We start from the raw sequence: 13,395 nt of genomic DNA on the forward strand, positions 1-13,395 counted from the left end.
CATCGAAAGCTTTATTCAAACAAATACCAGTAGCCATAACCCACAAGAAACGCAGGAATAGCAGAGTACACTGTGGCAATAAGCGCTGCTTTGGGTGAGAGCGCAATGGCGGGAAACAACGCGTCGCCGTCATTACTTATTGCATTGCCAAGTTGGGCTGAAAACGGAACTGCGCCATTAAGGTATAAGCTGGTTACCAATATCTGCGGACCGCAACCAGGTAAGAACCCGATGATGATCGCCAGGCCAACTAAGCCGGGGCCCATGGATTGAAGCAGCCCTGTAATGTCTAGCCCAAACCAGACAACAGACAGCTCGAACATAAGAAACGCGAGTACTACCCATGCCAATACAAACTGTGTGTCTAATGCGGCTTTCTCTTGCCATTTAGGCGGAGGCGGAATTAAATCCTCTTTCGTAATCGAAGCGTATCCGCTTCCCGAACCACAAAAAGACCATAGTCCAAGGCTCGACATACATAACGCGGCACCAATCAGCGTTAGTGTATTTTCACTGATAGCAAGGTAACTGTGTACGGGAAGTTGAAAGGCCAAACCAAGCGCAATCGCCAACGAGGGTAAGCTCGCAATCATCCAGAATACTTTAGAAAGTGATATGGCTTTGTGGCTTACTGTTTTGGGTTTATCACAGTTTTGCGATTGTTGGAGCGCACCATCGGCTTTAGGAGCCTGGTAATTATGAAATTTATTGACCACTAGCCCCGTCATTGCACCCACCGTGACGCTGACGGCCATTACGGTTAAGGCATCTAACGGTGCTTGGGCGAGTAACAGAAATGCGGCATCGCCCATAGTGCTGGTTAGCACTGCTACCACAGCTCCAAAGCTTGTCACACCTCGTGTGTACTGAGTGACAACGATAATAGCACCGCCGCAGCCTGGAAGAGCACCAAGTAGGGCAGATAATCCTACCTCATGTACAGGGTGCGCTTTCATATAATTACCAATGGCTTCGGCCGAAACGCGCAACGTGGCGACGTAATAAAGCGCAAGCGATGCATATACAAACGCTGCCACTTGAAAAAATGCATCTGACAACACCGATAAGGTAACCGCACGGGTGCTGTTATAAGTAAGAAGAATGGCTATAAACAGCGGCATCAACAGCCGTTTATTGGTTAAGTGAGGAAAAAAAACGTTTTTTAATAGGGCGCTTGTAAAAGAAGGTAAGTGCTTATACCGGACCACCGCCTTAGCGCTTTTTGATGTGTGAGACGCCGTATCCATTACAACTACACCCTCGACCTACTGATATTCATGTTTAAGGCGTGCCTAGTCAAGCACGCCTAGTTTTCGCAACGCCTTAGCTCGAAAGCGTAACTGTGCCTTTCATGATGCCGATGTGACCAGGGAACGAGCAGAAAAACATGTATTCTTCATCTTTGCTTAACCCTTCAACAGAAAAGGTCGTAGAAGTCTGTTCACCGCCGCCAATAATGTCAGTCGCGCCAATTACACGCTCATCGTCTGGCTTAACGTAATTGTTGTCTAAACCCGCACTCATACCGTCTGTTGCCACTGCTTGTCCGTTGGCTTTTGTTGTCATCACCCAGTTATGGCCCATAGCTTGTTTAGGTAACTGACCTGTGTGCTTCAAGGTCACGGTAAACTCGCTACAACTCGCCGGGATAACAACGTTCGACGTATTGAATTGCATGGCGTCGTTTGATTCCACAGTCACTTCGCATTCGTTAGCAAATGCACCAGAGGCCATAAGAAAAAGGGCTGTGCCACCAAGTAACTTCTTGATCATAAATAATGTCCTTTGAATTTTGGTTAACTTCACCTATCGGTGGAATTGGAAGATCCAATTTTCTTTACGAAAAAGAATAGCACTGGATCATTGTAAATGCTAACGATTATCATTTATATTGAGTGGTATATAAAGAAAGCGCTTTTATGTACATCGAGCTTTTTTGTTTTTTCACGCACAAGGGATGCACATGTCTTCGATACGAAATGCAGTTCAACACGTTCGATTTGGATACAACGACAATGAGCTGAACTCAACGCTTTTAAGAAATTATCTAGATGGCGTAACTTTCGTTGCCAACTTATTGCCAAGTGATAGAGACAAATTTTCTATCTATAAAAATGCGGTTGAGGTGCTTTATGAAACCCTGTGCGATCCGCAGGTCAGTCAGCAATGGCGGCATAGTTGTTTAGAGCATTTGTACAAGCCGTTACTTAAAGCTGAGCGCTACGCGTGTAACGAGAGTGATCGAATTGCGCTTGCGAGAATAAAAATAGACATGAACACCAGAGAGCCTGTTGATCTTTGATGTACAGCAAAGGTCTGCAAGCGCTAGTGCACCATTTTTTATAATTCACTTACTAGGGCCTAGTTTTCTAATGCCACTAGCCCTAATAGAATTCTGATAAAAGCGTGGCAACCACGCCGAAAAACTAGCTATATCAACACAAGGATACGAGTCATGACAGCAACACGCACAGAACGCGACAGTATGGGCGAGCTACAGGTCCCCGAAAATGCACTCTACGGCGCGCAAACTCAGCGTGCCATTCAAAACTTCCCTGTAAGCGGGCAGCGCATGCCCGAAGCCTTCGTACGCGCGTTGATTACAGTAAAAAAAGCCGCAGCACAAGCCAACATGAAACTCAAAGTGCTGGATAAAGATCGCGGCCAAGCGATAGTTAAAGCCTGTGATGAGCTGTTGGCACTTGATGATGTGATGCAGCATTTTCCCGTTGATATATTTCAGACTGGTTCAGGCACCAGCACAAACATGAACGCCAACGAGGTCATTGCTCGCTTAGCCTCTCGTTATTCCAGCGAAGAGGTTCATCCGAATGATCATGTAAATTACGGGCAAAGTTCAAATGATGTGATCCCTACCACCATTCATGTTAGCTCGGCTATTGCATTGTCAAACGAGCTTATACCGGCCGTTGAAAGTTTAGTTCGTACTATTGAAGTTAAAGCAAAGTCGGTAGCGCAATACTGCAAAACCGGACGCACTCATCTCATGGATGCGATGCCTGTAGGCATGGATCAAAGCTTACTGGCTTGGGCTTCTCAGCTTAAGCAGCAGATTAAAACCCTGCGCGCTGTACAGCCAGCTATTCAAACCCTTGCCCAAGGAGGCACTGCCGTGGGAACAGGTGTAAACGCCCATGCGGATTTTGCTACGACATTTTCAGATGCGCTAGGGGAGCTGACCGACATTGCGTTTAAGCCCGCTGACAATTTCTTTGCATTGATTGGCTCTCAAGACACAGCAGTGACGCTTTCCGGTGCGACAAAAAGTTTAGCCGTCACCCTTATGAAAATTGCTAATGACTTGCGCTGGATGAATTCTGGGCCTTTGGCTGGTTTAGGTGAGATTGCGCTGCCTGCGCTACAGCCAGGTTCATCGATTATGCCCGGCAAGGTAAACCCGGTTATTCCGGAAGCAGTGGCGATGGCTTCAGCACAGGTAATAGGTAACGATACGGCGATTACTGTAGGTGGGCAGTCTGGGAATTTTGAGTTAAATGTAATGCTACCAATGATTGCCAGCAATTTGCTTTCAAGTCTGTCGCTAATGACCAACAGTGCGACGCTAATCGGCGAGCAGGCGATCGAGGGCTTTACTGTAAATCAAGATAACATTGAAGCTGCGCTTTACAGAAACCCCGTGCTCGTCACCGCGCTCAACCCTGTTATTGGCTATGCTAAAGCCGCAGAAATAGCAAAAACAGCCTACAAAGAAAACAAGCCTGTTATTGATGTGGCTGAAGCGATGACAGATATCCCCAGAGGCGAGCTAGAATCACTACTAGACCCGAAAAAACTTACCACACCTTAAGCGCCGTGAGAAAACGAAGATGATAAAAAGTGCGATCTACGATCGCATTTTTTTGTGGTGAAAGAGACGTTTTTATACAAACAGGACGCACTAAAAACTCGCATGATCCACGCTTGATTAAAAACTGCTCAATGATTGGCACGTTCTTGGCTTGTTCTAGGGTTATTATCAGGGTAAAACGTGTTTTAACCGGTATACAGTTGCTGTATGCGAACGGGATTTTTGATACAGTGACACAATAAATAAATTGTATAGCTGCGTAAGACAGCAACAGACACTAGCGCTAATAGGTTTTGCTTATTGTCATGGCTAATTGCTATGAGGAAAGTGACGCCTTTTCGGGAAGAAAAAATGACAGAAACTTGCTTTCGCATGAAGGGCACTACGCTCACCAGTATTGTGTTAGAAGTAATAGATTTTGAGCCAGATAATTTTGAAGCTCAGTTATCTCAGAAGGTCGCGAGCGCGCCGCAGTTCTTTACCCGTTCCTCACTGATTTTACATTTGATAAAGCCTTTATCTGCTACAGAGTTCGAGCTGCTGGTGGCGCTATGTCGTCGATTGCAATTACAGCCCATGGCCGTGAAAGGTGAGGTGGCAGAGCTGAAGCCCACTATCAATGATTTGGGGTTAGCCGATGTAAGCCAAAGCAAATTTACAGACAGCGCACTTCGTTCGAACAAAGCGAGCGGAAGTGAAAACAATAATGGTAGCGGCGAAAACGCGTCTCAAACCGCACAACAAGATCAAACCGTTTCAGCGCCGCCAAAAAGTGAACCGGCTCCTGCAGCCGCAACCACGCTCAAACCTGCCAAAGTAATTAACCGTCCGGTACGTTCTGGTCAGCAAGTCTATGCCGAAGGCGGAGACTTGGTGGTAACGGCTTCTGTAAGCGAGGGGGCTGAGCTGCTTGCCGATGGTAATATTCATGTTTACGGCACCCTGCGCGGCCGCGCGCTGGCAGGCGTAAAAGGCAATACGGGAGCCCGTGTATTTTGCCAGTCGTTAGACGCGGAGCTTATTTCAATTGCAGGGCAATTCATTATGCACGAAACCGTGAAAGGTGAATGCTGGAAGAAACCTGCACAAGTATATTTAGAAGAAGAAACATTACGTATAGAGCCGTTGGCTTAATGCTTTGTACGCACTAATAGGAAAGAATAGATGGCAAAGATTATCGTAGTAACCTCAGGAAAAGGTGGTGTAGGCAAAACTACATCGAGTGCAGCAATAAGTACGGGACTTGCGTTAGCAGGCCATAAAACGGTAGTGATCGACTTCGATGTGGGCTTGCGAAACCTTGACCTTATCATGGGATGTGAACGCCGCGTTGTTTACGATTTTGTAAACGTCATTAATAAAGAGGCTTCACTTAAACAGGCACTAATTAAAGACAAAAGAACGGAAAACCTTTTCATTCTTCCGGCATCACAAACTCGCGATAAAGACGCGCTTACCGTTGATGGTGTGCAGGCCGTATTAGATGAGCTTAAGAAAGACTTTGAGTTTATTATCTGTGATTCGCCAGCGGGGATTGAGCAAGGCGCACAGATGGCGTTGTATTTCGCTGATGAAGCCATTGTGGTTACTAACCCTGAAGTGTCGTCTGTACGTGATTCAGATCGTATTTTGGGTATTCTTCAAAGTAAATCGATGCGCGCAGAAAAGGGCGAACCGGTTAAAGAACACCTTTTATTAACCCGATACAACCCAAGTCGTGTTGAAAGTGCTGAAATGCTAAGTGTTGCAGACGTTGAAGAAATTTTGGCGATTCCACTATTGGGTGTTATTCCAGAATCTGAATCGGTGCTGAAAGCATCTAACCAAGGTCAGCCGGTTATTCTTGACGAAGAAGCTAATGCAGGACAAGCTTATGCTGACGCTGTAAAACGTCTGCTAGGCGAAACTGTTCCACATCGTTTCCTAGAAGCAGAGAAGAAAGGGTTCTTTAAGCGTCTGCTAGGAGGGAAGTAATGGGAATTTTCGACCTGCTCAAAAAGAAGCAAAAGCCAAGCACCGCAGCGGTCGCCAAAGAGCGGTTACAAATCATTGTTGCGCACGAACGTAAAAAGCGGACAGAGCCTGATTACTTGCCAATGATGCAGCAGGAAATTATTCAGGTAATTCGCAAATACGTGACGATTGCTGACGATCAAGTATCAGTACAGCTAGACAATAACGATGATTGCAGCGTACTTGAATTGAACGTGACTTTGCCAGACAGCAATAACTAAGGCTTAATCGCTTAATTAGTTATGGCTGCCTGCCAGCGTTCTTTCACTTTAGCCGCTCATTAGATCTTCATCGACATCTAGTTGTTTGGAGGCTAGCGCGATTAAACGCTCATCAAGTGGAGGCGGAGAGATATCTACGCCTTCACTGAGTTTGTCGATAACGGCGTCAAGTACGTTAACCCTTGCTTGCCACTTAAACTCTCCGTTAATTACATGCCATGGCGCATAACGCGTGTGGGTGTGCTTGAACATGTCATTTGTAGCTTCTACGTAGGCGTTTCGCATCTTGCGGTTATGCAAGTCTTCTTCGGTTAACTTCCAGCGCTTGAAAGGATTGTGCAGCCGCTCTTCAAATCGCTCGCGCTGCTCGCTTGACGAAATATGCATAAAGAGTTTGATAATACGAACCCCGCTGTCACTGAGCGTTTTCTCAAATGCGTTTATTTCTTCATAACCGCGCTGCCATACCTCTTCATCAACCAACTTATCTACTCTTTCTACAAGCACTCTTCCGTAATGTGAGCGGTCAAATATTTTAAGTGTGCCAGGGGAGGGGATGTGTTGCCAAAAGCGATAGAGAAAGTGTTTGTCTTGGTCTTCTTTTGCGGGCTTTGCCACAGGAAATACACTCACGCCACGAGGGTCTAATTTCTCAGTAATACGCCTTATAGCGCCGCCTTTCCCTGACGCATCCCATCCTTCAAACACAATAAGTGCTCGTTTTTTCTGATGAAAGTAAGATTGCTGAACGTGAAAGAGTTTTTCTTGCTGTTTCACTAACGCGTCTTTGTATTCTTCTTTGCTCGTAAAGCGAGACTGTCCGAAATCGTCAAACAGCACTGGGGTAGAAGAAGGTAATTGGGAGTTGTCGGTTGTACTCATATGCCGCCCCTTTATTCGTGTATCGTCAATATTTTAGATACGTTGACCACACTGCTATTTTCTATCTGTTAGTGTTAACTAGTTTACTTAACTTTTCTATCTCAACGTGTCACTTAACAGAAATGCCGTTAATGTGCAGTAACTTGAATCGTTAAGTTTTGCCCCAATAATTGCTAACTATCCGCAAGTATTAGATAATTGCGACCAAGCACAAAGTGCGAAAGCACGAGGTTAATGTAGAGGTGGGTATGTCTGTAGAAACGGCGTTGCCAATTGAGTTTTCAGACGCTGCAGCAGCGAAAGTGAAAGCCCTTGTTTCAGAAGAAGAAAATCCTGATTTGAAATTACGTGTATACGTAACAGGTGGTGGTTGTTCTGGCTTCCAATATGGTTTCACGTTTGATGAGAAGGTGAACGAAGGCGATATGACCATTGAAAAAGACAGCGTAACTATGGTTGTCGACCCGATGAGCTTACAATACTTGGTCGGTGGCATTGTCGATTATGTAGATGGTCTGGAAGGTTCACGGTTTTTAGTTCAAAACCCAAATGCCACGACGACTTGTGGCTGTGGTGCAAGCTTTAGCGTTTAAGGGCTTGAGCTAAGCGCTACTACGCTTTTTAAGCATTGAACGCTCAGCTTTGAGCGCTTGATGTTAATACGATAGGCATACATCGCATCATTTTGTATGCCTGTCGGTTGTCTTGTTCTCAACACTTCCTTTTATTTTCAAATTCCGGCTACACTAATTTCATAGAACGACTAAGATTTAGGACAGCGTTTATGAAATTATATGGCTCAACTACTTCTCCCTACGTGCGCCGCATTCGCATCGTACTTGCGTCTACAGAACATAAATTTCTGAATCTTCAAATTTTTTCAAGTGAAGATCGCGAGTTGCTCGCCTCTCGCAACCCGACGCTTAAAGTGCCTTGTCTTGAAGATGACGGCCAAATGATTTTCGACTCTCGCATTATTTATAGCTACCTTGCCGATAAGCTTGATCACGAAGGGTTAAGTTGGGAAGAAGAGAATCAACTAACGCTGATTGATGCAGCTAACGACTCCTTTGTTCAGCTTATGCTGCTGAAACGTTCAGACTTTGATATTAGCGAAGACAAAATGTATTACCGTCTTCAAAACGAGCGAATTGAAGCTGTGTTAGATGCGCTGTCAAACCAGCTTGATGCGGGGGGATTTAGTGGTTGGACTTATCCCGAAATCTGTTTGTACAGTATGATTGACTGGGTACTTTTCCGTGAGCTACACAGCATGAAGGATTATCCTCAGCTGTTATCGTTTCATGAAAAGCACCATGATCGCATTGAGATAACGGCAACTGACCCTAGAATTTAAGCGTCAGCGTAACCCGCTACAGACAGGCTGTATTTTAGCCTTGAATGGATGACGAGAAGGGCTATTTAAACGCTAATAGCCCTTTGTAAAATCAAACTGGTAATTAAGCGATTCACCGTTGATGTAACGCAGCGCATTTTCTAAAAACACGTCAGCTACGTCGTTTGGCTGTGATTCCGCGGCAGTGTGAGCGGTTACTGAAATACGAGGGTGTTGCCAAAACGAATGAGCTGGGTCGAGAGGCTCGTCACGAAAGACGTCCAATACTGCATGAGCCAATGCGCCGTTGTCTAAAGCTTGCAAGAGCGCATCGTCGTCAACTGCACTGCCTCGCCCTGCGTTAATAAATACACTGTGGGGTTTCAGCGCACTAAAAAATTCGTGAGAAAGCATGTTTTGCGTAGATGGCGTGTCGGGCATTAAATTCACCACGTGGTCACATGCTCTGGCAAACGCTTCGATAGTATCGGGTGTATAAACAGCATCGGCACCTTCCACTGCTTGCCCGCTTCGGGTTAAACCCACAACGCTCATTCCCAATGCGTGAGCAACGGGGATCAATGCTTGCCCAATACTGCCCAGTCCAGCAATGCCAAGCGTCTGACTATTTAGCGGCATTCTCTTTGATGCTTCCCATATTGGCGGAGCGGTACGCTGGTTTTGCTCAAAAGCCTTTACGTTTCTGGCATGCCCAAGCAAGTAAGCAAAAACATATTCCCGCATTAACTTACCAAAAATTCCCTTTAGTCCGGTAAGTACGTAGTTCTTCTTATCGGCATTTAGAAGGGGAGCATTGCCTGCCCAGGTAGACTGACACCAGGTGAGTGCTGAACATGTATCAATAATACGAGACGCAAGGTCGGGGTCTGCAAGCAGTACCGTAACGGCTTCTGAATTTACATCTTCAGGGCATTGAGCAATTTGTTTAAGCGTTAAAAGCGGGAGACCATCAGCGCCTATGAAGTCGTTGTTATCCGCTATTCTTTGGCGAATCGCTTCGGCAATATCATTCGCCTCATCGCTTAAAATAGTCAGTTCAATTCTCTTTGAACTCCTTATTGTCATTCGCTTAACACTCCTAAAGTAAACTTTTCTTTCCTCTGTCTGACTGCACAATTGTAATGCTAATTGTTCTAAAAATGTGATTTAAGTTTTACATTTTTGCAAACGGTGTTGGTGTCATGTGCATGCACCAGAAGTCAATTTGCAACGGAATCGCTATGCAGTCAGAAAACAAATTCCAAAACTCAACAGATGTTGATGTAACGCACGCCAAGGTACTTTCACCTAAGCGTAACACGACCCAAGCGGAAACCACGCAAGCTTTGGTTGAGGAACAATTATCTCATTTCGGTATAAATGCTGAGAGCGACTACGGTAGGGCACTCGCCAACACCGCTCATCACTTATATGGTGCTCAAGCCAGCGTCATGCAGCTATGGGATATTACGAGTAATACGCTACAAGGACTTGATAAAGAAGACAGACTGGCTTATTTCAACGCTAAAAAGTTTCTGTCTTTTCAAATTGCCAAGATACTGGATACGTTGCAAAACCCATTTCGTGCCACGTACCAAAGTTTGTCGAGTGGCAATGGCTCGCAAGGACACTATCCACTGTTCGACAATGTTACGGCACTTTTTTCTGCAACACCGGTGGTGGTAAGAACAGCGACTTATGTGTATGCCTGTACTGAATGGGTCGACGACGCGTTTCAAGGCAAAGAATTTACCCACCAAATTTATTCGCGCCTATTAAACCCTACGAATATATCCCTTGCTAACGCCATTGTGGATATGGAAGCGGGTCCGTATGCCGCCGAATATCTAGCGTGGAACTTCAACTCGGGCATGGCTGCCATTGATGCGTGTTTATCAAATGTTCTTAGCCATGGCGATGTACTGATTGTTTCGAGGAACGTGTACGGCGGAGTGTACCAGCTACTTCATGATTATTTCGCCCGCAGCAACCGAATGGACATACAGATTGCGTGGTTTGACGATTATGATGTGCAGAGCTTTGCAGCTTTCATGCAGCAAACTAAAGCCGAGCATGCATCACGCTTAAGCAATGGTGCGAAAATGCACGTGTATTTAGAGTCGCCTTGTAACCCACATGGTTACGTATTGGATGTGCCTGGGATCTGTGAATTAGCGCATGCACAAGATGCGTTGGTAATGTTGGACTCCACCCTTGCGACACCTGTACTGCACCAGCCACTTCAGCATAAAAACAAAGCTGCACGACCTGACTATGTGATCCACAGCTACACTAAAGATTTGTGTGGTAGCGGTGCTACCACAGCAGGCGTAGTTATTGGCGAAGGGCACCGCATGTTCCAGCCAAAAGGCAGTTCAGCAAATGGTGTTGATTGGTCACAGACCATGTTTTGGGATGTGTACTACATCAAAGGTGCGTTCTTAGATTCTGAAAAGGCCTTTGATGTATTAAACGGCATGAAGACCTTAGAGCAGCGCATGATGACCAAGGTCATCAATACGCAAGTGTTTACTGCATTTTTGAATGCCCACGATCAAATTCGCGTTAACTGTCACGCACTGCCTGAACACAGTAATGCCGGTTTGCGTGAAAAGCAGCATACACACGGCTGGCCGTGTACTTTATTCACGGTTGATATGGCGCCGGCAAACCTTCCTCGCGATGTATTTGTGCGGTTCTTCGATGCCCTAGAGCCTGCATTCAGCCACCAAGTGAGTATTGGCCAGAATAATACGATAATTTTATGCCCGGCGCTGACCTCTCACTCTGAGCTCAGCTCAGACGAGCAGAAGAAAGCAGGGATAGAACTGACCACTATGCGTATCGCCATGGGTACCGACAACGTTAAACAGCTCATTGCCCACTTTATGCTAGCCGCCAAACATTTTATCGAGCCTCATGTTCCAGGAATTTGTGAAAAGTTTATGGCAAATGCCGACATCGACAATCTGTATTTGTCGGTAAGTGAAAGAGTAAGTTCACAGCACTTTGGCAGCAAGGCCAGTATGGATTCACTGATGAAAGGTGCGTAGGTTCATTTTTTAGCTCAAGAAGTTGCTTTGAGCTGTCGATAAAAAATACTGAGGATGTTCTCCTTCTCCCGGGCCTTTCCTTACGCGGGCTCGGGATTTTTTTATTTATAGCAAAGGTAAATGACGCTAGAGCGCCTAACTTTTGTTATAAGGTAAGATAGACACAGATCTTTAACGTCAAAGAATATCTAAGGCAGCCTTATGCACGAGTTTAAAATTGATGTAACGCTAGATGCATCATTGCCCTTTGTTTTTGCAGCATTTCACGAGCCTGAATATCTTAGTGAGTGGTTTGCGCCGGGCGATTGTTCGGTCACACAAATCATGAGTGATTTCAAGGAAGGCGGTCGCTATCGCATAAAGATGATGGATCCCAGCGGTATTGAAATGTCATTGACTGGTGAGTACGTGACTATTTTAGCGAACGAGCAGCTGTCGTTCTCTTGGGCGTGGGAAGATGATATGGAAGAGTCGGTGATGACATCAGTGGACATTCACTTCGAAAAGACTGAAGAGGGGAATGTAAGGTTGGTTCTCATTCAGCAAGGATTTCTCAATAAGCAAGAGTGCGATCAGCACAACTACGCGTGGATGTCGTGCCTAGAAAAACTTGCCGTATTAGCCGCTAAGAAAAAGTCGTTTAACTAAGGCCATATTTAAATAGTGAGAACGCGTTAGCATTACGCATCGTGTTATTTCAAATAACGCTTTTGAAAAGGGCAGAGCGCTAGGCTCTGCCCAAAGACAATCAGGTCAGCGAAGTCATCGCGTCCTTCCCACTCTTCTCGCGGTAGGTTTCAAAATCGTTGTAGCCTTCAACACCACCTCCGTACCACGATGATGGATCGTCAAAGGACTCGAGAGGGTAATTATGCTTAAATCGTGTCGGAAGATCTGGATTCGTGATCCAAGGTCTTCCAAACGCAATCATGTCACCATCGCCATCAGATAAACGTTTCTCGGCTTCTTCTTTGGTGTAGCCACAGTTTCCAATGATCATACCGTCGAATAGTGCTCTAAATTCAGCAAGGGTCATGGCTTCGCCTCGTTCATGGAAGCCAAAGGCCAAGCCATCCATTACGTGTAAATAACCTATCTCCAATTTGTTTAGCTGTTGGGCAACAAAGGTAAAGGTTTCACGAAAATCATCGGCCCCCATATCGTTAAACACCCCGTTTGGCGATAATCTCACGCCAACGTGCTCTTTATCCCACACGCTCAATACTGCGTCCATCACCTCGGCCAAAAAGCGGTAGCGGTTATCGACACTACCACCATAATTATCGGTGCGCTGATTGCTGCGGCTATCCAAAAATTGATTGATGAGATAGCCATTTGCAGCATGAACTTCCACACCGTCGAATCCGGCTGCCTTGGCGTTAACGGCCGCTTCTTTGTAGTCTTGCACTGTGCGTTTTATATCGTCAAAGGTCATCGCCTTCGGCACTTCGTAGGGCTTCTTGCCTTTAGGCGTGTGAATTTCGTCCCCTTCAATTTTTATTGCTGATGCAGACAGGGGCAAATTTCCATTGTGGAAATCGCTGTGTGATGCGCGTCCAGTATGCCAGAGCTGCAAAACGATTTTTCCCCCTGCCTCGTGCACTCTATTGACCACCGAGCGCCAGCCCTCGACCATTTTGTCGGTATAAATTCCAGGGGTATCAACCCAGCCTATGCCTTCTTCTGAAATGGCCGTTGCTTCAGTAATAATGAGCCCTGCATCTGCGCGTTGTACATAGTGATCGCCCATAATTTTATTGGGTATGCGGTCGGCGCCAGCTCTACCTCTCGTCATAGGGGCTAATACCATGCGGTTTTGCAATGTATTCTCTGCCCAATCAAACGAGCTAAAAAGTACTGAGTCTGTCATTCTTATTCCTTATTCAACGTAGAATAGATTGATGTTGAAGCGCTAAGCGTATTGGTGCTCAAAACGCTATAAGATAGTAGTGAATACAGAGATAGCGAGAAGTAGGATTTGTGGAAAGTTGTCCTTGAAACTAATTAAACACAACGGCAGGGAATGGCATCGGTTTGAAAAAAAGCGCCCGAAGGCGCTGT

The 13,395-nt window shown here is 45.7% G+C and carries 14 protein-coding genes; 9 read left to right on the plus strand and 5 right to left on the minus strand.

Translation table 11 applies throughout. The features are described 5' to 3' along the window. Nucleotides 1–11: 11 nt before the first annotated feature. Complete coding sequence (locus QME20_RS06350) at nt 12–1,121, minus strand: putative manganese transporter (protein ID WP_281715639.1); 1,110 nt, start codon at nt 1,119–1,121, stop codon at nt 12–14. A 202-nt stretch (nt 1,122–1,323) separates the two neighbouring features. Further along, entirely contained in the window at nt 1,324–1,773 is a 450-nt protein-coding gene (azu, locus tag QME20_RS06355) for an azurin (protein ID WP_014950577.1), read from the minus strand. A gap of 190 nt (nt 1,774–1,963) precedes the next feature. Between azu and QME20_RS06360 the strand changes: the two genes are divergently transcribed. The 5 genes from QME20_RS06360 to minE all read left to right on the plus strand — a co-directional run bounded on the left by QME20_RS06360 (nt 1,964) and on the right by minE (nt 6,063). Next, complete coding sequence (locus tag QME20_RS06360) at nt 1,964–2,302, plus strand: hypothetical protein (RefSeq protein ID WP_014980170.1); 339 nt, start codon at nt 1,964–1,966, stop codon at nt 2,300–2,302. Nucleotides 2,303–2,455: 153 nt separating this feature from the next. Further along, the gene (locus QME20_RS06365; RefSeq protein WP_239218456.1) at nt 2,456–3,829 is read left to right on the plus strand and encodes a class II fumarate hydratase; all 1,374 of its coding nucleotides are present in this window, start codon (nt 2,456–2,458) and stop codon (nt 3,827–3,829) included. A gap of 351 nt (nt 3,830–4,180) precedes the next feature. After that, nucleotides 4,181–4,963 carry a septum site-determining protein MinC gene (gene minC / locus QME20_RS06370; protein ID WP_039218971.1) on the plus strand — a complete coding sequence of 261 codons (783 nt, stop codon included), beginning with the start codon at nt 4,181–4,183 and terminating at the stop codon, nt 4,961–4,963. Between the two features lie 30 nt (nt 4,964–4,993). Next, entirely contained in the window at nt 4,994–5,803 is an 810-nt protein-coding gene (gene minD / locus QME20_RS06375) for a septum site-determining protein MinD (RefSeq protein ID WP_014977272.1), read from the plus strand. Further along, entirely contained in the window at nt 5,803–6,063 is a 261-nt protein-coding gene (minE, locus tag QME20_RS06380) for a cell division topological specificity factor MinE (protein ID WP_014950572.1), read from the plus strand. The genes minD and minE overlap by 1 nt, the downstream gene beginning before the upstream one ends. A 48-nt stretch (nt 6,064–6,111) precedes the next feature. On the opposite strand, the gene QME20_RS06385 is transcribed toward minE, so the two are convergent. After that, nucleotides 6,112–6,945, minus strand: coding sequence for a UDP-galactose-lipid carrier transferase MED92 (locus QME20_RS06385; RefSeq protein ID WP_014950571.1), 834 nt, complete (start codon nt 6,943–6,945; stop codon nt 6,112–6,114). Between the two features lie 248 nt (nt 6,946–7,193). Here QME20_RS06385 and erpA point away from each other — a divergent pair, with 248 nt between their 5' ends. Then, a complete protein-coding gene (gene erpA, locus QME20_RS06390) occupies nt 7,194–7,538 on the plus strand; it encodes an iron-sulfur cluster insertion protein ErpA (protein WP_014950570.1) in 345 nt (114 codons plus the stop codon). 191 nt (nt 7,539–7,729) lie between these two features. Continuing rightward, nucleotides 7,730–8,302 (plus strand): glutathione S-transferase family protein, encoded by a 573-nt coding sequence (locus QME20_RS06395; protein ID WP_281715640.1) that lies wholly within the window; start codon nt 7,730–7,732, stop codon nt 8,300–8,302. Nucleotides 8,303–8,374: 72 nt separating this feature from the next. Here the strand turns inward: QME20_RS06395 and QME20_RS06400 are convergent, their stop codons facing one another. Next, complete coding sequence (locus QME20_RS06400; protein ID WP_281715641.1) at nt 8,375–9,367, minus strand: D-2-hydroxyacid dehydrogenase; 993 nt, start codon at nt 9,365–9,367, stop codon at nt 8,375–8,377. Nucleotides 9,368–9,522: 155 nt separating this feature from the next. Here QME20_RS06400 and QME20_RS06405 point away from each other — a divergent pair, with 155 nt between their 5' ends. Continuing rightward, a complete protein-coding gene (locus tag QME20_RS06405) occupies nt 9,523–11,334 on the plus strand; it encodes a PLP-dependent transferase (RefSeq protein ID WP_281715642.1) in 1,812 nt (603 codons plus the stop codon). A 201-nt stretch (nt 11,335–11,535) separates the two neighbouring features. Next, nucleotides 11,536–11,982 carry an SRPBCC domain-containing protein gene (locus QME20_RS06410; RefSeq protein WP_014950566.1) on the plus strand — a complete coding sequence of 149 codons (447 nt, stop codon included), beginning with the start codon at nt 11,536–11,538 and terminating at the stop codon, nt 11,980–11,982. Between the two features lie 100 nt (nt 11,983–12,082). Here QME20_RS06410 and QME20_RS06415 read toward each other — a convergent pair whose 3' ends face one another. Further along, nucleotides 12,083–13,204, minus strand: a complete 1,122-nt coding sequence (locus tag QME20_RS06415; protein WP_239241706.1) for an alkene reductase — start codon at nt 13,202–13,204, stop codon at nt 12,083–12,085. Nucleotides 13,205–13,395 lie beyond the last annotated feature (191 nt).

The organism is Alteromonas sp. CyTr2 (assembly GCF_947311905.1).
Classification (GTDB): Bacteria; Pseudomonadota; Gammaproteobacteria; order Enterobacterales; family Alteromonadaceae; genus Alteromonas; species Alteromonas macleodii.

Coding starts and splice junctions, on each gene's coding strand:
- QME20_RS06410 (WP_014950566.1), top strand. CDS start 11,536: ATGCACGAGTTTAAAATTGATGTAACGCTAGATGCATCATTGCCCTTT.
- QME20_RS06365 (WP_239218456.1), top strand. CDS start 2,456: ATGACAGCAACACGCACAGAACGCGACAGTATGGGCGAGCTACAGGTC.
- azu (WP_014950577.1), bottom strand. CDS start 1,773: ATGATCAAGAAGTTACTTGGTGGCACAGCCCTTTTTCTTATGGCCTCT.
- QME20_RS06360 (WP_014980170.1), top strand. CDS start 1,964: ATGTCTTCGATACGAAATGCAGTTCAACACGTTCGATTTGGATACAAC.
- QME20_RS06405 (WP_281715642.1), top strand. CDS start 9,523: ATGCAGTCAGAAAACAAATTCCAAAACTCAACAGATGTTGATGTAACG.
- QME20_RS06385 (WP_014950571.1), bottom strand. CDS start 6,945: ATGAGTACAACCGACAACTCCCAATTACCTTCTTCTACCCCAGTGCTG.
- QME20_RS06350 (WP_281715639.1), bottom strand. CDS start 1,121: ATGCCGCTGTTTATAGCCATTCTTCTTACTTATAACAGCACCCGTGCG.
- QME20_RS06400 (WP_281715641.1), bottom strand. CDS start 9,367: ATGACAATAAGGAGTTCAAAGAGAATTGAACTGACTATTTTAAGCGAT.
- minD (WP_014977272.1), top strand. CDS start 4,994: ATGGCAAAGATTATCGTAGTAACCTCAGGAAAAGGTGGTGTAGGCAAA.
- erpA (WP_014950570.1), top strand. CDS start 7,194: ATGTCTGTAGAAACGGCGTTGCCAATTGAGTTTTCAGACGCTGCAGCA.
- minE (WP_014950572.1), top strand. CDS start 5,803: ATGGGAATTTTCGACCTGCTCAAAAAGAAGCAAAAGCCAAGCACCGCA.
- minC (WP_039218971.1), top strand. CDS start 4,181: ATGACAGAAACTTGCTTTCGCATGAAGGGCACTACGCTCACCAGTATT.
- QME20_RS06395 (WP_281715640.1), top strand. CDS start 7,730: ATGAAATTATATGGCTCAACTACTTCTCCCTACGTGCGCCGCATTCGC.
- QME20_RS06415 (WP_239241706.1), bottom strand. CDS start 13,204: ATGACAGACTCAGTACTTTTTAGCTCGTTTGATTGGGCAGAGAATACA.